Origin of the sequence: Streptomyces sp. NBC_00440, assembly GCF_036014215.1 — a bacterium.
Taxonomy (GTDB): domain Bacteria; phylum Actinomycetota; class Actinomycetes; order Streptomycetales; family Streptomycetaceae; genus Streptomyces.
Genome location: NZ_CP107921.1, coordinates 3,669,124 through 3,686,704 on the forward strand (window position 1 = coordinate 3,669,124; position 17,581 = coordinate 3,686,704).

Here is a 17,581-nt window from a genome sequence, read left to right on the forward strand (position 1 = left end):
CTCCGAGCCCATCCCTCATCCTGAGGGGGTGAGCAACGACGACTTCCGCGCCGCCATGTCCCGGCTGACCGCAGGCGTGGTGCTGGTGACGGCCCATGACGCGGACGGCGGCCCGCGAGGGGCCGATGTCGGGATGACGGCGACCGCTTTCATGTCGGTGTCACTCGATCCGCCGCTGGCGATGGTGAGCGTACGGAACGGCTCCCGGATGGACGACCTGCTGGCGGAGCAGCCGTACTGGGCGGCCTCGCTCCTGGCGGAGAGTCAGCGGCAGATCGCGGGCCGGTTCGCGATGAAGGGCCGCATCAGCGACGACCTGCTGTTCGCCGACGTCCCGTTCACGCGCGGCGAGGCGTCGGGGGCGCCGCTGGTCGGGGGCGCGCTGGCGACGCTGGAGTGCGTGACGGAGCAGCGAGTGGAGGCGGGGGACCACACTCTGGTGATCGGCCGCGTCCTGACGGCGGACCTGCCGAACACCGAGGGCAGCCCACTGGCGTACTTCCGGGGGCGGTACCGGCGGCTGGACTGAGGGGGCGGGGGCTGAGGGTCGGGGACTGAAGGGCGGGGGCTGCGGGTCGGGGACTGAAGGGCGGGGGCTGCGGGTCGGGGACTGAAGGGCGGGGGCTGCGGCCTTTCGGCTGGGCCGTGGCCCTTCGGCTGGGCCGTGGCCTTTCGGCTGGGCCGTGGCCCTTCGGCTGGGCCGTGGCCCTTCGGCTGGGCCGTGGCCCTTCGGCTGGGCCGGGGCCTGGAGATGCGGGCCGGGGTCCCGCTGGATCCCGCACCGCACGGATCGGTCCGCAGCCGGTCAGTCCCAGCCGCGCCCGGTGCGCCCCCGCTTGGTGTCGCTGCGCTGCTTCTTGTTCCGCAGCCGCCGCTCGTTGATCCCGCGGGGAATCTTCGTGGCCCGCCGGGGCTTCGGCGGCGGCGCCGTGGCCTCCGCGAGCAGCGACGCGAGCCGCACCGCCGCCATCTCCCGGTTGCGCCACTGCGACCGGTGCTCCGACGCCCGTACGGTGACCACCCCGCCGACCAGCCGCGAGGCAAGCCGCTCCAGGGCGCGCTCCTTCCAGACCGGTGGCAGCGCCTCCGTGTTCGCGAGGTCGAAGCGGAGCTCCACCTGCGTGTCACTGGTGTTGACGTGCTGGCCACCGGGTCCTGACGAGCGCGAGAAGCGCCACATGAGTTCGGCCTCCGGCAGGGAGACCGCACCACGGACGACGTAGGGACCGGACATGTGTCCATGGTCGCTGGTCCCGACCGGCGCGTCACCCGTTTTTCGTGGCCGGTCCGCCACAGATGACCGCGCCCCGGGTAAAGAAAGTAAAGAGGGCGAAGAGAGTTGGAACCTCTCGGTCCCCTGCCGACGTTATGGCGGGTAACGGTAGCGTCGTGACCACACGAAGCCCGGCACAGAACGGAAAGGGACATCCCCATGGCTGTAAGCCTGTCCAAGGGCGGCAACGTCTCCCTCACCAAGGAGGCCCCGGGCCTGACCGCCGTCACGGTGGGCCTCGGCTGGGACGTCCGTACGACCACCGGCACCGACTTCGACCTCGACGCCTCGGCCATCGCGGTGAACACCGAGGGCAAGGTCTACTCCGACGGCCACTTCGTCTTCTTCAACAACAAGGCGACGCCGGACCAGACCATCGTGCACACCGGTGACAACGTCACGGGTCAGGGCGAGGGCGACGACGAGCAGATCAAGGTCAACCTGGCCGGTCTGCCCGCCGACATCGAGAAGATCGTCTTCCCGGTCTCGATCTACGACGCGGAGAACCGCTCGCAGAACTTCGGCCAGGTGCGCAACGCCTTCATCCGCATCATCAACCAGGCCGGCGAGGCGGAGATCGCCCGCTACGACCTGAGCGAGGACGCCGCCACCGAGACCGCCATGGTCTTCGGCGAGCTCTACCGCAACGGCGCGGAGTGGAAGTTCCGCGCGGTCGGCCAGGGCTACGCATCGGGCCTGGTCGGTATCGCCCAGGACTTCGGCGTCACGGTCTGACACCCGGGTGACACCACGGTCCGGGCACCCGGCGGCTGCCGGGGGCCCGGACCGTTCGGGCACCACCCCGGCACCGCCACCCGCTCGCACCGCCACGTGCTCGCACCCCTGCGACTACAGCTACAGCCCCCATGCGACTACGGCGTCGCGCGGCTCCCCGACTCGGCAGGTGCGGAGGCCAGCGCGGTCACTTCGGCCCGTGCCGCGTCCAGTGAGCTCGCCGCCAGGGGCCGGAAGCGAGCCAGGTGCGGGACGAATCCGGCCACGGTCATCTCAGCGCTGACGACATGCATCTCCGTCACGCCGAGCCCGCCGAAGTACGCGCGCAGACAAGGCGTCTGGAAGTCACACGCCTCGCGCGGCGTGCCCGGACCGTAGGCCCCGCCCCGGGCGCTGACCACCACGACCCGGGTCGCCCGCAGCAGGCTGTCCCCGGTGGCCGGATCGGTGAACGCCGTGGGGAACCCCACCCGGTCGATCCATGCCTTCAGTGCGGCGGACACCGAGAAGTTGTACATCGGAGCGCCGATCAGAACGGTGTCGGCCGCCAGCACTTCGGTGATCAGCGGGCGGGTCAGTTCCCACTCCCGCTTCTCGGCCGTGCTCGCGATCAACGACTCCACCCCGGCCGGTGGGCGGAGGCCGTGCTGCTCCACGCGCCGGCCGAGGGCGCAGTAGGCGGTGCCCAGCGGAGGCACCGGGTCGGCCGCCAGGTCCCGGTACCGATATCCGGCCGAGCCGTACACGGCCCGCCAGGTGTCCGCGAACGAGGCGGTCAGTTGTCTGCTGACCGACTCGGCGGAACGATTGGCGCTGGAATCCAGATGCAGCAAGGAAGTCATCGGTTCTCCTGTCACTTGTGCCTCTCCGCTGTCGCGCCGGCTGTCACCTCAGCCGTGTCGCGTTCGTCAGAGGGGTGACGGAACGGAACGGCGGAAGGTGACCGGTGGACGAGCGAGAGCCACGCGAACCAGGCGGACCAGGCGGACCAGTGGAGAGGCCCGATGAGCCGGAGGCGGCGGGCCTCTTCGAGACGCATCGCGGCATGCTCCGTGCGGTGGCCTACCGGATGCTCGGCTCGCTGGACGAGGCGGACGACGCCGTGCAGGAGGCATGGCTCCGGCTGCACCGGACCGGCGCCGGCGATGTGGACAACCTGGCGGGCTGGCTCCGGACGGTGGTGACCCGTATCTGTCTCGACATGCTGCGTTCCCGCTCCTCGCGCCGGGAGGACCTGGCCGAGCAGCACGTACTCGACGAGCTGTCGGATCCGGGGCGGTGGAGCCCCCCGGAGGACGAGGCGTTGCTGGCCGACTCGGTGAGCCGGGCGCTGCTCGTGGTGCTGGACACGCTGAGTCCCGCCGAGCGGATCGCGTTCGTGCTGCACGACATGTTCGCCGTACCGTTCGACCGGATCGCCCCCATGGTGGAGCGCACACCTGTCGCCACGAAGAAGCTGGCCAGCCGGGCGCGCCACAAGGTGCGGGGCACCCCGCTGGTCCCCGCGTCCGAACTCGCCGGGAACCGGCAGGTCGTCTCGGCGTTCCTCGCCGCCGCGCGCGCCGGTGACCTCACCGCGATCCGCGCGGTGCTCGCCCCCGACGTGGTGCGCCGCGCCGACCCCGCGGCCGTGCCACCGGGCGGGACTGCCGAAGTCCGTGGCGCGCGGGCCGTGGCCGAGGGGACAGCCGCCCTCGCCGGCCGGTCACAATTCGCCGAACTGGCCCTGGTCAACGGCACCGTGGGAGCCGTCCTGGCCCCGCGCGGCCGATTGCTGCTGGCGCTGACCTTCACCGTCGTGGACGAAATGATCACCGCGTACGACGTGATCGCCGACCCCGCACGCCTGCGGGAACTCGACATCGCCGTGCTCCCACAGCCGTGATCCAACATTCGCGATCCAACAGCCGTGCTCCAATAGGCGGATGAGCGACATAAACGCGTCCCTCGGGCCGCTGGAACGGGTCAACGGCCGCTGGGCCGTGGGCGATTCACAGCGGCCCGGCGGCGCCTGGCTGGAGTTCCGCGCTGACGGGCTGTACCAGCACGCGGGGCGCTCGAAGCGGATCGAGGAACAGCTGATCCCCTGGTCCCGGGTCATGCTGTGCGGCTTCTCGCTGGGCGCCAAGTACCCCTCGATGGGTTCGTACACCCCACGGGGCCTGCTCGGCGGCCTGCCGGGCCCTTGGAAGTACCGTGGCCGCGGCTATCTGCACCTGACGCTGCGGCACCCGTACGAGGACTGGGTGGCCACCTTCGACCGGCACCCCCGCTGGTACAACCTCACTCATCTGTCGTGGTTCCAGGAGTTGCTGCGCCAGACCGCCCGCGAGGGCGAGGCGCGCCGGTTCGCCGACGCGGAGTGGCTGGGCCGCGCGGTCGAACTGCTGGCGGTGCAGCGGATCCGGTCGGCCCGTGGGATGCGCGAGGCGGTGGCCGCGGCCCGCCGGCTGTGAAGCGGGCAGCGGCCGGACAGCACCTACGGCGTGACGTGTACGGGGCGGCCGGACAGCACCTACGACGCGTACGGGTTCGCCGGCTTGCCCTTCCCCGTCCCGTACAGCCAGTGCTTCCAGACCGCGCTCAGGTCCTTGCCGGTCTTCTTCTCCGCGTACCGCGTGAAGTCCGCCGTGGTGGCGTTGGAGTACAGGTGGTCCCGCACCCAGCCCCGTACCAGGGCGGAGAACGCGTCGTCGCCGACCGTCCTGCGGATCATCTGGAGCACCATCGCCCCCCGCCCGTAGACCGGCGAGGCCGAGATCTGCTTCGGGCCCGGCGGGTCGGCCGGCGCGAATTCCCAGTTGCCCTCGGAGTCGTAGGCGTCGTTGAAGTGGTCCTTGATGCTCTCGCCGCCGTGGTCCGCGTCCCACAGCCAGGTCGCGTACGTCGCGAACCCCTCGTTCAGCCACATGTCGCGCCAGGACGCGGGGGTCACCGCGTCGCCGAACCACTGGTGGGACAACTCGTGGACCAGCGTCGACAGGCTCGCCTGGTCACCGGGGAGCACCGGTCTGGTCTGCGTCTCCAGCGAGTAGCCCGCGGCCCCGACGGGGGCGATGACCGCGCCCGTCGAGTCGAAGGGGTACGGGCCGAACTGTTTGCTCTCCCAGGCGATGATCTCGGGGATCCTGGCCACCACGGACGCGCTGCTCTTCACCTCCGACGGGGCGACCGCCGTGAAGACCGGCAGCCCGGACGGCGCCTTGAAGGAGTGGGTCCGGTACCGGCCGATCGCCAGCATCGCGAGATAGCTCGCCATCGGCCGGTCGCCGTGCCAGTGGAAGGTGGTGCGGCCCCCGCTGGTCCGCTGCGAGGTCAGCCGGCCGTTGGAGACGGCCTGGAGCCCGGCCGGGACGGTCACCGCGATGTCGTACGTCGCCTTGTCGGACGGGTGGTCGTTCCCGGGGAACCACGCCATCGAGCCGGTCGGCTCCCCGAGGGCGAGCGCGCCGTCCATGTCGTCCGGCAGCCAGCCCTCCTCGGACGCGTCCGGGTCGGTGATCGTCCTGGGCGTGCCCGCGTAGCGGACGACGGTACGGAAGGTCTCGCCCCGCGCGAGGTCGTGGTGCGGGCGGATGGTCAGTTCGGTGCCCGCGCGGTTGGCGGGGGCGTAACGGCCGTCGACGGTCGCGCCCCGCACGGTCATCCCGGTGAAGTCCAGGTTGAACGCGGACAGGTCCTGGGTGGCGCGGGCGGTGATGTCGGCGGTGCCCGTGAGCCGGCCCGAGTCGGGGTCGTACGCGAGGGTCAGGCTGTAGTGGCTGACGTCGTAGCCACCGTTGCCGAGCCGGGGAAAGTACGGGTCGGGATGGTGCAGCCGGTCGCCGCCCGGCTGCCCCTGCACACCCCCGCCGCACGCCGAGAGGAGCAGCAGGGCTGCCCCCACCGCTGCGGGTACGGCTGTACGGCGTCGGCGCTGGTCCACGTCCCGATCTTATGAGCGAGGCGTGGCGACGGCTCACCGGGCGCCCCGGGCCGTAGCCACGCGCCGCGGGGAGCATTCCGGTGCACGCAGGGCCGCATCGTAGGGAGCGTCCCGGCGCACGCTGGGCGACGCCCCAGGTGCGCCCCAGGTGCCCCCCAGGTGCGCGCCAGGTGCGCGCCAGGACACCGCCGCCGGTGACACCGCCGTCCGTGACACCATCGACCCGTGCTCGACATCGGCTACTCCCTCTCCCGCCGCTTCCCGGATCCCCCGCAGACCGACTACCGCCGCGCGGACGTCCGCTCGCTGCGGCACGACCTCTTCTGCGGTGACGTCTACCTCGCCGACACCAAGGCGGACCGCGAGGTATCCACAGCCTGGGGATGGGTTCCGGTGCTCGACTTCGCGTGGGCGCTCTGCGACATCGTCGAGCAGATCGACCGGGACCCGCGCGGCAACCGCGCCTCCCGTCCGCAACACGCCGAGCTGGACTTCACGGAGTCGACGGACCGGATGCTCTTCGAGCGGCGGTTCGGCTGGGTCGATGTCGCCGCCGACTGGATGCCGGTGGAGGAGGACCCGCTGACGTTCGGGCACACGGTGCTGCGGCGGGAGGCGCGGGACTTCCTGCATGACCTGATCGCGGATCTGGGGGACATGCACGAGGGCCTTGCGGACAATCCGGTGATCTGGGACCTACAGGGGCGCTTCCCCCGGGTGTAGCCGGAGAGCCGGAGGACCGGAGGACCGGAGGACCGGAGGACCGGAGGACCGGAGGACCGGAGGACCGGAGAGCCCCGGCAGGGGTGAGGAGCGAAGGAGAAGGGCAGCGGGACGGGAGCGAGGCATGGCGGTGCCCCGGAAGCAGCCCCTCCGCGCTACTCGCCCGGCACCTCCACCCGCACCCCGATCTGCGCGGCGAACGCCGGTGCGAGCGACAGCAGTTGGGCCGGGCTGATGACCGCCCCCGCCAGCCGCTCCACCCCGCGGGCGATGTGCAGTTCGGCCACCGTGCGCAGATCGACGTCCTTCATCCGCACTCCGCTGAAGTCAGCCCCGCGCAGCGTGCACCCGGTGAACTCCACCCGCTCCAGCCGCGCCGACCCGAAGTCCGGTTCCGTCAGGACGCAGTTCTCGAAGAGGACGTCCTTGAGCCGCGCCTCCCGCAGGTTCAGATAGTCGATCTTCCCGCCGCGCACCACCACCCTTTCCAGCACGGCTCCGTGCATCTGAACGCCGCCGAGCCGTGCGTCCACCACCTCGACATCGCGCAGGGACGCCTCCGCGAGGTTCGTACCCACGCCTCGCGCCGCGGTCAGTACGGAGTCGATGAAACGCGCCCGCACCAGCTCCGTCGTCTCCAGCACACACTCGCGCAGCGAGCAGTCCATGAAGCGGGCCCCGCGGCCCGACTGTCCTGTGAAGTCCTCGCCGGTGAACTCCAGTCCGTCATAGTCGCCATCGGGCTCAAGGCCCATCCCGGTGTAGGGGCTGAGTGGCGGAAGCCGCACTTCCGGTCGTCGTACGTGTGGGGTTCTCTTCGTGCCGTTCCGTGCTGCCATGTCTTCATGGTGACCCACACCACTGACATCGAACCTTCCCGGATGTCACATCTGCGTCCGGTCCATCCGTCCTGATGACAGAGAGCGTCCGAAAAAGAGCGGTCGCCCTCCGGATCAGACACAGGACAGGACAGCAGGACAGGACAGGAAAAGGGGTCGGATCATGCGCCGCATCACCGTTGTCGGCGGAGGTTTCGCCGGGCTCACCGCCGCCATCACCGCCGCCGATTCGGGCGCCCGGGTCACCCTGCGCGAGGCGCACCGGACCCTGGGCGGCCGTGCCCGCACGGCCGAAGGCCCGTACCGCGCCAACGAGGGGCCGCACGCCATCTACAGCGGCGGCCCGCACTGGGCCTGGCTCAAGCAGCAGGGGCTGCTCGGCCCGGTCGTGGCCGTACCTGCCCTGGAGGCCACCCGGCTGAGGCTCCACCTCGGCGGGCAGCTCCGCAGGACACCGCCGCTCGCACTGCTCAGGCTGGCACGGCGGCCCGCCGGACAGGCGCCCGTCGAGCAGGACTTCCTCTCCTGGGCCACCTCCCAGGTCGGTGAGGCGGGCGCCCGCGCCGCCGCCCACTACACGGGGGTCGCCCTCTACCACCACGACCCGGGCTCGCTCTCCGCGGCGTTCGTCCACGCCCGGCTGCGCCGTGCCGCCTCGCTGCCGCCCGAGGCGCACTTCGTACGGGGCGGCTGGGGCAATCTCATCGACCGGATGGCCACCCGCGCCCGGGACCTGGGCGTACGGATCGAGACCGGCGACCGCGTCAGCGAACTCCCCACAGCGGAGGGGCCGGTGATCGTCGCGACCTCCCTGGACGCGGCCCGCCACCTGCTCGGCGAGTCCAGTCTGCGCTGGCCCAGCGGCCGTTCGACGCTGGTCGACATCGCGCTCAGGACCCGGCGCGGCGACGCCTGGGTGATCTCCGACCTCGACGCCCCCGGCTGGATCGAACGCTTCACCGCCCAGGACCCCACCCTGGCCCCGGCGGGCGAGCAGCTGATCCAGGCGCAACTGCCCATCGGGCCGGACGAGTCGAAGGCGGACGGGACCGCCCACGCCGAGCGCCTGCTCGACCTGGGCTTCCCGGGCTGGCGCGACCGTCTCACCTGGCGCAGCTCGTCCGTCGCCGAGGGGCGCACGGGCGCGGTCGACCCGCCCGGTACCACCTGGCGCGACCGGCCCGCCATCCGGCGCGGCGACGGGGTGTTCCTCGCGGGCGACCAGACCGCCGCGCCGGGGATGCTCGCCGAGGTCTCCTTCAACAGCGCGATCGAGGCCGCCGCCCTGGCCTTGACCTCAAGCGGACTTGAGGTCGCACCGTAGCCCCATGAGATCCATTCGACTGTACGAGTACGGGCCCGCCGAGAACCTCACGTACGACACCGTCCCCGATCCGGAACCGGGCCCCGGCCAGGTCCGTATCGCCGTCGCGGCGGCCGGTGTCCACCTCCTGGACACCGCGCTGCGCCAGGGGATGCCGGGCCCGTATCCGGCCTCCGCCGAGCTGCCGACCGTCCCCGGCCGCGAGGTCGCCGGCACGGTGGACCGGCTCGGCCCGGGGACCGGGGCGCAGTGGCTGGGCCGGCGCGTCGTCGCGCACCTCGGCATGAACCCGGGCGGTTACGCCGCCCTCGCCGTGACCGACGCGGCCAGGCTGCACGAGATCCCGGAGAACCTGGACGAGGCCGAGGCCGTCGCCATGATCGGCACCGGGCGCACCACGCTGGGCATCCTCCAGTTCGCGGATCTCACCGCCGGCAGCGTCGCGATCGTCCCGGCCGCGGCGGGCGGCATCGGGACGCTCCTGGTGCAGTACGCGAAGAACCTCGGCGCCACCGTCGTCGGCCTGGCGGGCGGACCGGCCAAGGTCGCCCGCGTCCGGCAGAACGGCGCCGACCTGGCCGTCGACTACACCCGGCCCGGCTGGGCCGGCGAGGTCCGCGCCCACCTCGGGGACCGGGGCGCCACCGTCGTCTTCGACTCGGTGGGCGGGGCCACCGGCCGCGCCGCCGTGGACCTGCTCGCCAGGGGCGGCCGGCACCTCGTCTTCGGCTGGTCGGGGAAGGGGCCGCACGACGGTGAACCCCTGACCTTCACCGACGAGGAGCTGGCGGCGCGCGGAATCACGTCCCAGGGCGTCCTGGGCCCTGTGATGATCGAGAGGGCGGGCGGCGACATCCGAACTCTGGAGACCCTCTCCCTGGCCGAGGCCGCCGCCGGACGGCTGCGCCCCGCCGTCCAGCGCTTCCCGCTGAGCGGGGCGGCAGCGGCCCACCACGCGCTGGAGACGCGCGGCACGACGGGAAAGGTGGTGCTGATCCCGTAAGCGGCGGGAGGAGCGGGAGCGGCGCGAACCACTGGGGGCTGAACGGCCGGGTCCCCTCGCGTACGCAATCCGCACCAAACACGAACAACCCCCACTAAAGAGCGAACAGCCCCATTCTGTGATCCTCTGGGCAGATGAGCGAGCCGGCGATATCCACCCCGGAGCCCACCAGTCCCGACCAGCCCGACCCCCATCGCTGGTGGGGGCTGGCCGTCATCGCGTTGGCGCAGCTCATGGTGGTGCTCGATGCCACCATCGTGAACATCGCCCTGCCGTCCGCCCAGCACGACCTGCACCTCACCAACGGCAACCGCCAGTGGGTCATCACGGCGTACACGCTGGCGTTCGGCGGGCTGCTGCTGCTCGGTGGTCGCGTCGCCGACCTCGTCGGCCGTAAACGGACGTTCATCATCGGCCTCATCGGCTTCGCCGCCGCCTCCGCACTCGGCGGCGGGGCGGTGAACGGCTCCATGCTCTTCGCCGCCCGCGCGCTCCAGGGCGCGTTCGCCGCCCTTCTCGCGCCGTCCGCGCTCTCCCTGCTCACCACGACCTTCTCGCTGGGCAGGGAGCGCGCCAAGGCGTTCGGCATCTACGGCGCCATCGCGGGCGCGGGCGCGGCCATCGGGCTGCTCCTCGGCGGCATCCTCACCGAGTTCCTCGACTGGCGCTGGTGCCTGTACGTCAACGTGCCCATCGCGGCCATCACGGTCTTCGGTGCCCTCACGCTGCTCAGCGACCGCCAGGGACAGAAGGAGAGCCACCTCGACATCCCCGGCGCGATCCTCGGCTGCGGGGGCCTCGTGGCGATCGTCTATGCCGTGAGCGAGGCCGAGTCGAAGGGCTGGTCCTCGGTCCTGGTCATCACCCTGCTCATCGTCGGCGGCGCGCTGCTCGCCGTCTTCGCCTGGTGGCAGAAGCGTGCCCCCCACCCCATGCTGCCGCTGCACATCGTCAGCGAACGCAGCCGCGGCGGCTCGATGATCGCCATGGGGACGGCGACGCTGGCCATGTTCGGCCTCTTCCTGTTCCTGACGTACTACCTGCAGAACGTCCTCGGCTACAGCCCCCTGCGAGCGGGCGCCGCCTACCTCCCCATGTCCGCGATGCTCATCATCGCCTCGACGCAGATCTCGGCCCGGCTGCTCCACTACATACCGCCGCGCCTGCTGATATCGCCCGGGATGCTGATCGGCGCGGGCGGCCTCTTCGCCCTGACCTACATCGGGCCGCACTCCAACTACGTCGAGCACATCCTGCCGGGCACCATGCTGCTCGGTCTCGGCATGGGCCTCGTCTTCATGCCGGTGATGGCGACGGCCACATCGGGCGTGGCCCCACAGGACTCGGGCGTCACGTCGGCAACCGTCAACACGGCCCAGCAGGTGGGCGGATCGATCGGTACGTCCCTGCTCAACACCATCGCGACGACCACCACCGCGAGCTATCTCGCCAGCCATATGCGGCCCGGCATCAGCAAGTCCCAGCAGGCGCAGCTCTCGAAGACCGCGGTGGTGCACGGCTTCAACATCGCGACGGGGTGGGCGGCCGGCTTCATGGTGGTGGGTTCAGTGGTCGCGTACCTCATGGTGACAGCGCGCTCCCCCCGGCAGCGCGAGACAGCGGACGCGGAGGCGGGCGCGGAGGCGGCCGCCGGCGCGGAGGGGACGCCGGGGTGACGGCGGGGCGGTGGACCGACCGGGCGTCGCAGCTGATGAAGCGCCCGTCCGCACGGCACGCGGCGGGCCCGCGTCAGCCGATCTGCTCGGCCAGGGCGACGATGATGCCCGCCGGACCGCGGAGGTAGCAGAGCCGGAAGATGCTCTCGTACTGCGCGACGTCGCCGAGGAGTTCGGCGCCGTGGGCACGCAGCCGGGCGATGGTGTCGTCGATGTCGTCGACGGCGAACATGACACGGTGCAGGCCCAGTGTGTTGGGCGGCGGGTTCTCCGGCTCGGGACGCAGCACCGCGGGGGCGTGGTACTTGGCCAGCTCCAGCTTGCTGTGACCGTCCGGGGTCCGCATCATCACGATCTCGCTCCGGAGACCGTCGAGCCCGACGGTGCGCTCCGCCCACCGGCCCTCGACCTGCCCCGCGCCTTCACGCTCCAGGCCGAGCTCGGTGAAGAACGCGACCGCCGCATCCAGGTCGTCGACGACGATGCCGACGTTGTCCATCCGCTGAATTGTCACGTGGCCGAGCATAGGCACCGCACCGGGCCCGGGGCCGCCGCGTCACCTCAGCCGGGAGAGTGAGACCGCCTGCCCCGTCCGGCCGGTACGGCACGCCATGGGAGCCGTACCGGTCCAGGTCCCGCCCGCTACTCCGCCGTACCCAGCGTCGCCAGCGCCTCGTCGGTGAGCCGGTAGACCGTCCACTCGTCCTGCGGCCGGGCGCCCAGGGACTCGTAGAACTTGATCGACGGCTCGTTCCAGTTCAGCACCGACCACTCAAGGCGCTCGTACCCGCGCTCCACGCAGGTCCGCGCCAGTTCGGTCAGCAGGGCCTTGCCGTAACCGCCGCCGCGCAGTTCCGGGCGTACGTAGAGATCCTCCAGGTAGATCCCGTGAACCCCGCGCCACGTGGAGAAGTTGAGGAACCACAGGGCGAACCCGGCGGCCTCCCCCTCCGGTGTCTCCGCGATGAACGCGAACGCCGCCGGGCGCTCGCCGAACAGCGCCTCGTGCAACTGCGCCTCCGTGGCGCGGGCCTCATCCAGGGCCTTCTCGTACTCCGCGAGCTCACGGATCATCGTGTGGATGACGGGAACGTCGGCAGCTATGGCGTTGCGAATCATGCGCGCAGCCTAATGGCGTCCTCCGGGGCCGGAGGACGCCATTGGGCTGTGCCGTCAGATCCGGGCGTGCCTGGTGATGTCGGCCCTGAAGTCCTCCAGCATTCCCTGCGTCACCGTCGGCTTGGCCAGGGCCAGGGCGGCGAGGTAGTCCTCGGTGGTGGCGCCCACCGATCCGTTCTCCCCGCCGGAACGGTCCCGTTCGAAGGCGGCCTGGGCCGCCGTCCGCGCGACATGTTCCATGTCGGCGGGGGTGAACAGTTCACTGGCCTCGACCAGCCGCCGTACATCCACATCGGTCCTGGTCACGGTGAACCGGGACCAGATGGCCTCGCGCGCCACCGCGTCGGGCGTCCCGATCGGCAGCAGGTAGTCGAAGCGTCCGGGCCGCAGGAACGCCGGGTCCAGTGAGCGGATCGAGTTGGTCGCGCAGACCAGCAGCCGTTCCTCGCCCTCCCGGAAGCCGGGTATCAGCTTCAGCAGCTCATTGGTCACCCCGTGCATCCCCGGCCGCTCCGCGCTGCCGCGCTCGGCGGCGATCTCCTCGACCTCGTCGATGAAGACCAGGACCCGTTCCAGCTCGGCGATACCGGCGAACGCGGCCCGCAGCGCCGCGGCGAGGTTGCCCTCGTCGGCCAGCCGCGAGGGCAGCAGCTCGACGAACGGCCAGCCCAGCCGGGAGGCGATCGCACGGGCGAACGTGGTCTTGCCGGTCCCGGGCGGGCCGAACAGGGTGATCGCCCTGGGCGGCAGCACCCCGTGTCTGGCCGCCCGCTCGGGCTCCGCCAGCGGACGGACCACCCGGGCCTCGATCAAGTGCTTCTCCTGCTCCATCCCGGCCACCGCGGCCCACAGATCGTTGTCCAGCAGCCGGCCGCCGAGTTCCTCCAGACGGCCCCGGGCGGTTCCGCGCGCCGGGGACTTCTCGAAGTAGGCCACGGCGGGACGGCGGTCGTAGCCGGCGTTGTGCAGGCCCTCGCCGAGAAGCTCCTCCTCCGGCAGCACATAAGCGATGGTCCGCACCCCGGCCCCGACCAGCCGCCGCTCCAGCTCCTTCAGCAGCGCGCTGGCCAGGCCCTGGCCGCGCAGCCCGGGGACGATGGCGATCCGCATCACCCAGGCCCTGGTCCCGGACACCGTCGCCAGCGCGGCCCCGATCGGCACGCCGCCGCTGATGGCCACCACGGCCGGCTGCCGGGAGGTCAGCGCCCCGATGCACTCGGCCAGGGAGAACACCGACTCCTGGCCGAGTTCGGCGGTGCTGTCGATCAGATGGACGACGGATGCGAGGTCGTCCTCGCGGTAGTCGTGGATGAGCCAGTTCATCGTTGTCACCTCTGGTCGGAAGGACCCTGAGGCTATGAGCGGCGGTGCGCCGGGGCTTTCGACACGGCGGACAAAGCCGGGCGGCGCACCGTACGCTTCGTCGCTGGACGGCTGCCCGGGTCAGGGCCGGGACGGCCCCGTCGGTGCAGCCCGTCGAGCACGGGACAGCCCTGCGAGCCTGCCCCGGAATCCCGGGAGAACCGCCTACCGCCCCGGTGCCAGCAGCGTCCGGGCGATCTCCGCCATCTCGGGGCTCAGCCGCCGGCCGCCTTCCGCCACGGTCCAGAGGCTGTTCTGCAGGACGCGCCCCAGCGTCCAGGCCCGTGCCCGCTCCCGGTCCCCCGCCATCCCCAGCACATCGGTCATCAGGTCGAAGCGGCGCAGCAGCCTGCCCTCCCCGAAGCGGTTCCACAGCGCGGGCATCAGCTCGAACCCCGGATCGCCCGCGAGCGGCTTCGGATCGATGGCGAGCCAGGGCTCGCGGCCGGCCGCCAGGACGTTCTCGAAGTGCAGGTCCCAGTGGAGCAGCCGGTCCCCCGGCTCACCCGCCACCTCCCGTACGGCCGCCGCGCAGCTCTTCAGCAGCCGCCGGTCCGCCTCGTCCGCCAGGGACTCGACCGCATCCGGTACGCGGTCGAGCATCCGGGCCGCGATGTCCCCGAGCCACCGCGTCCCGTCCGGCGCGGGCACGGACGTCAGCCGGGCCAGCAGCCCCGCGATGACCTCGGTCGCCGCCAGGACGTCCGGTACCGAAGCCAGCGGCCTGGCCTCGTCCAGCCGCTCCAGGAGCATGGTCCCGGTCGCCGGGTCGTGGTCGAGCAGCCGGACGGCGCCCCGGCCGTCCCAGACCCGCAGGGCGACCGGCTCCCCCGCGGTCTCCGCGTCCACCTCCTGCACCTTCAGCGCGGCCCGCGCCCCGTCGGCCGTACGGACCACGGGCAGGACGACCGCGACCCGGCCGCACATCGGCGGCCCCTCCTGACGCAGCCCCCACCGCTCCAGGAACTCCCCGGCCCGGTCCGCCGCAGGACACGCCCCACCGGCTGCCGCACCGCCGCCCGCCGCAGGACACGCCCCACCGGCTGCCGCACCGCCGCCCGCCGCAGGACGCGCCCCGCCGTCCACCGGCTCACTCACGCCGCGTTCCCCTTCCGTCCGCACTCCGGTTCCGCCCGCACTCCGGCTCCCCGCTCTCGCGCCCGCACGGCGCGGTGACCCCCGTACCCCCGGGAGCCAACCAGCAGAATCGGGCGCATGAACCGCGCCCGCCACGCCGTCGCCTCGTACATCCGCAGCGCTCCGGGCACCTACGTCTGGCTGGCCATCCTCTTCTGCACCACCATCGCGCTGCACCAGATGTCGCCCGGGTTCGAGCGGCACTACCTCGGCAGACGCTCCACCAATATCCACGAACTGTCCACGCACCCCGTCCGGGTGCTGATCCAGAGCGCGATGTACATCGACGGCGGCGGCTGGATCTCGTACGCCTTTCTCTACACGATCTTCCACGCACAGGCCGAGCGCTGGCTCGGCACGCTCCGCTGGCTGTCCGTCGCCGTCCTCGCGCACGTCCTCGCCTCCTTCATCAGCGAGGGCGCCCTGCTCTGGGCGATCCACCACCACCGGGCCCCCGAATCGGCCGTCAACACCCTGGACGTGGGGGTGAGTTACGCGCTCGCCGGCGTCGTCGCCGTACTGACCTACCGGATCGCCCCTCCCTGGCGTTACGTGTATCTGGCCGGTGTCCTCGCGGTCTTCGGTCTGCCGCTGTTCACCGACCGCACCTTCACCGACCTGGGCCACTTCGCCTCGGTCCTCATCGGCCTCGCCTGCTATCCGCTGACCCGGGGCCTCGGCGGACCGCCGTGGAACCCGATGGGTCTGCTGGCCCCCCTGCGGCGCTACGCTCCCGGCAACCGCCGGAGGAACACCGAACGGCCCTGATCAAGCGGTCCGATCCGGCGGACCGGTCCAGAAGGCAGAGGTCCCCATGAGCTCCACCGGCAGTGGCACAGGCAACGGCACCGTCAACGGCGGCATATCGTTCTGGTACGCGGACCGGGGCACCCCCCTGGCCCGCGAGCCCCTGCCGGGCGACGCGAGCACCGACGTGGTGATCGTCGGCGGCGGGTACACCGGGCTGTGGACGGCGTACTACCTCAAGAAGGCCGTCCCGTTCCTCAACATCACCGTGCTGGAAGCCAGGTTCTGCGGCTACGGCGCGTCCGGCCGCAACGGCGGCTGGCTCTACAACGGCATCGCGGGCCGCGACCGGTACGCGAAGCTGCACGGGCACGACGCGGCGGTCCGCCTCCAGCAGGCCATGAACGACACCGTCGCGGAGGTCGTCAAGACGGCCGCCGAGGAGTCGATCGACGCCGACATCCAGCAGGGCGGTGTCCTCGAAGTCGCCCACACACCGGCCCAGTTGCAGCGGCTCAAGGACTTCCACTCGGTGGAGATCGCCTTCGGCGAGACGGACCGCACCCTGCACGGCGCCCGCGAGACCGCCGAGCGGATCCGGGTCACCGGGGCCGTCGGCTCCACCTGGACCCCGCACGGCGCGCGGCTCCACCCGGCGAAGCTGGTCCAGGGCCTGGCCGAGACGGTGGAGGCGCTCGGCGTCACCCTCCACGAATCGACACCGGTCACCGAGATCAGGCCCAAGCACGCGGTCACGCCGTACGGAACGGTCCGCGCGCCCTACATCCTGCGCTGCACCGAGGGGTACACGGCCGGCCTCAAGGGCGCCCGCCGCAGCTGGCTCCCGATGAACTCCTCGATGATCGCCACCGAACCGCTGCCTGATGCCGTCTGGGACACCATCGGCTGGGAGGGCGGTGAGACGCTCGGCGACATGGCACACGCGTACATGTACGCGCAGCGCACCGCCGACGGCCGGATCGCGCTCGGCGGACGCGGCGTCCCTTACCGCTACGGCTCGCGCGCCGCCCGCGCCGACCGCGCCGGGCGCACCGAGCCCGCCACCATCGACGCGCTGCGCGAGATCCTGGTCCGCTTCTTCCCGGCCACGGCGGGCGTACGGATCGACCACGCCTGGTCCGGGGTGCTCGGCGTCCCGCGCGACTGGTGCGCCACCGTCACCCTGGACCGTTCGACGGGCCTCGGCTGGGCGGGCGGTTACGTCGGCTCGGGCGTGGCCACCGCCAATCTGGCCGCCCGTACGCTGCGCGACCTGATCCAGCAGGACTCCGGCCAGTCGGGTCCGACCGACCTCACCACGCTCCCCTGGGTGAACCACAAGGTCCGCAACTGGGAGCCGGAGCCGCTGCGTTGGCTGGGCGTGCACGGGATGTACCGGGCGTACCGGGCGGCGGACGCCCGCGAACTCACCGCCCGCAGCACGGCCACCGACCGGATCGCGACGATCGCGGACCGGATCGCGGGCCGCTGATTCCACCAGCACTCCCCCAAGTCCGGTCGCACTGACGGTAATCGGGAGTTCACAGTCGGCCCGTCCGTGGTAGATACACAGCGAGCGCAAAGTTTTCGCGGTGGGGCTCCGGCACTTGGCGTTCTGACGTTCGGTGCTCGGTATTTGGCGTTTGGCGTTTGGCGTTTGGCGTTTCGACAGTGACGGTCTCCGGGCGCAGCGGCGCCCGGAGACCGGCGACCGGGGG

The 17,581-nt window shown here is 71.7% G+C and carries 18 protein-coding genes; 10 read left to right on the plus strand and 8 right to left on the minus strand.

Going from position 1 to position 17,581, the window contains the following annotated elements:
* The first annotated feature begins 28 nt into the window (after positions 1 to 28).
* Complete coding sequence (locus OHB13_RS16435) at positions 29 to 529, plus strand: flavin reductase family protein (RefSeq protein WP_405752477.1); 501 nt, start codon at positions 29 to 31, stop codon at positions 527 to 529.
* 276 nt (positions 530 to 805) lie between these two features.
* On the opposite strand, the gene arfB is transcribed toward OHB13_RS16435, so the two are convergent.
* Positions 806 to 1,234: an alternative ribosome rescue aminoacyl-tRNA hydrolase ArfB gene (arfB, locus tag OHB13_RS16440; protein ID WP_266855590.1), complete on the minus strand. Its 429-nt coding sequence runs from the start codon at positions 1,232 to 1,234 to the stop codon at positions 806 to 808.
* 198 nt (positions 1,235 to 1,432) lie between these two features.
* Here arfB and OHB13_RS16445 point away from each other — a divergent pair, with 198 nt between their 5' ends.
* The gene (locus OHB13_RS16445) at positions 1,433 to 2,008 is read left to right on the plus strand and encodes a TerD family protein (protein WP_266855589.1); all 576 of its coding nucleotides are present in this window, start codon (positions 1,433 to 1,435) and stop codon (positions 2,006 to 2,008) included.
* 137 nt (positions 2,009 to 2,145) lie between these two features.
* Here the strand turns inward: OHB13_RS16445 and OHB13_RS16450 are convergent, their stop codons facing one another.
* Positions 2,146 to 2,850 (minus strand): FMN-dependent NADH-azoreductase, encoded by a 705-nt coding sequence (locus OHB13_RS16450; protein WP_328377625.1) that lies wholly within the window; start codon positions 2,848 to 2,850, stop codon positions 2,146 to 2,148.
* A gap of 149 nt (positions 2,851 to 2,999) precedes the next feature.
* Here OHB13_RS16450 and OHB13_RS16455 point away from each other — a divergent pair, with 149 nt between their 5' ends.
* Both OHB13_RS16455 and OHB13_RS16460 read left to right on the plus strand, forming a co-directional pair.
* Positions 3,000 to 3,893: a sigma-70 family RNA polymerase sigma factor gene (locus OHB13_RS16455; protein ID WP_328377626.1), complete on the plus strand. Its 894-nt coding sequence runs from the start codon at positions 3,000 to 3,002 to the stop codon at positions 3,891 to 3,893.
* A gap of 40 nt (positions 3,894 to 3,933) precedes the next feature.
* Complete coding sequence (locus OHB13_RS16460) at positions 3,934 to 4,464, plus strand: hypothetical protein (protein ID WP_328377627.1); 531 nt, start codon at positions 3,934 to 3,936, stop codon at positions 4,462 to 4,464.
* A gap of 59 nt (positions 4,465 to 4,523) precedes the next feature.
* Here the strand turns inward: OHB13_RS16460 and OHB13_RS16465 are convergent, their stop codons facing one another.
* Entirely contained in the window at positions 4,524 to 5,933 is a 1,410-nt protein-coding gene (locus tag OHB13_RS16465; RefSeq protein WP_328377628.1) for a M1 family metallopeptidase, read from the minus strand.
* Positions 5,934 to 6,158: 225 nt separating this feature from the next.
* Here OHB13_RS16465 and OHB13_RS16470 point away from each other — a divergent pair, with 225 nt between their 5' ends.
* On the plus strand, positions 6,159 to 6,656 hold the full coding sequence (locus OHB13_RS16470; protein WP_328377629.1) for a hypothetical protein: 498 nt from the start codon (positions 6,159 to 6,161) through the stop codon (positions 6,654 to 6,656).
* A 155-nt stretch (positions 6,657 to 6,811) separates the two neighbouring features.
* Here OHB13_RS16470 and OHB13_RS16475 read toward each other — a convergent pair whose 3' ends face one another.
* Entirely contained in the window at positions 6,812 to 7,495 is a 684-nt protein-coding gene (locus tag OHB13_RS16475; protein ID WP_266855583.1) for a pentapeptide repeat-containing protein, read from the minus strand.
* Positions 7,496 to 7,658: 163 nt separating this feature from the next.
* Here OHB13_RS16475 and OHB13_RS16480 point away from each other — a divergent pair, with 163 nt between their 5' ends.
* The 3 genes from OHB13_RS16480 (at position 7,659) to OHB13_RS16490 (ending at position 11,498) form a co-directional block, all read left to right on the plus strand.
* Positions 7,659 to 8,819 carry a phytoene desaturase family protein gene (locus tag OHB13_RS16480; protein ID WP_328377630.1) on the plus strand — a complete coding sequence of 387 codons (1,161 nt, stop codon included), beginning with the start codon at positions 7,659 to 7,661 and terminating at the stop codon, positions 8,817 to 8,819.
* A 4-nt stretch (positions 8,820 to 8,823) separates the two neighbouring features.
* On the plus strand, positions 8,824 to 9,822 hold the full coding sequence (locus OHB13_RS16485) for a zinc-binding dehydrogenase (protein ID WP_328377631.1): 999 nt from the start codon (positions 8,824 to 8,826) through the stop codon (positions 9,820 to 9,822).
* Positions 9,823 to 9,956: 134 nt separating this feature from the next.
* Positions 9,957 to 11,498: an MFS transporter gene (locus OHB13_RS16490; protein WP_328377632.1), complete on the plus strand. Its 1,542-nt coding sequence runs from the start codon at positions 9,957 to 9,959 to the stop codon at positions 11,496 to 11,498.
* A gap of 73 nt (positions 11,499 to 11,571) precedes the next feature.
* On the opposite strand, the gene OHB13_RS16495 is transcribed toward OHB13_RS16490, so the two are convergent.
* From OHB13_RS16495 to OHB13_RS16510, 4 genes are all read right to left on the minus strand, one after another.
* A complete protein-coding gene (locus tag OHB13_RS16495) occupies positions 11,572 to 12,012 on the minus strand; it encodes a VOC family protein (protein ID WP_266855579.1) in 441 nt (146 codons plus the stop codon).
* A 128-nt stretch (positions 12,013 to 12,140) separates the two neighbouring features.
* Positions 12,141 to 12,617, minus strand: coding sequence for a GNAT family N-acetyltransferase (locus OHB13_RS16500; RefSeq protein WP_328377633.1), 477 nt, complete (start codon positions 12,615 to 12,617; stop codon positions 12,141 to 12,143).
* Between the two features lie 54 nt (positions 12,618 to 12,671).
* Entirely contained in the window at positions 12,672 to 13,940 is a 1,269-nt protein-coding gene (locus tag OHB13_RS16505; protein WP_328377634.1) for an ATP-binding protein, read from the minus strand.
* A 204-nt stretch (positions 13,941 to 14,144) separates the two neighbouring features.
* Positions 14,145 to 15,077 carry an aminoglycoside phosphotransferase family protein gene (locus tag OHB13_RS16510; protein WP_328377635.1) on the minus strand — a complete coding sequence of 311 codons (933 nt, stop codon included), beginning with the start codon at positions 15,075 to 15,077 and terminating at the stop codon, positions 14,145 to 14,147.
* 117 nt (positions 15,078 to 15,194) lie between these two features.
* On the opposite strand from OHB13_RS16510, the gene OHB13_RS16515 reads away from it, so the two are divergent.
* Both OHB13_RS16515 and OHB13_RS16520 read left to right on the plus strand, forming a co-directional pair.
* Positions 15,195 to 15,884, plus strand: coding sequence for a rhomboid-like protein (locus tag OHB13_RS16515; RefSeq protein ID WP_266855575.1), 690 nt, complete (start codon positions 15,195 to 15,197; stop codon positions 15,882 to 15,884).
* 46 nt (positions 15,885 to 15,930) lie between these two features.
* Positions 15,931 to 17,355 carry an NAD(P)/FAD-dependent oxidoreductase gene (locus OHB13_RS16520; RefSeq protein WP_328377636.1) on the plus strand — a complete coding sequence of 475 codons (1,425 nt, stop codon included), beginning with the start codon at positions 15,931 to 15,933 and terminating at the stop codon, positions 17,353 to 17,355.
* The last annotated feature ends 226 nt before the right edge of the window (positions 17,356 to 17,581 follow it).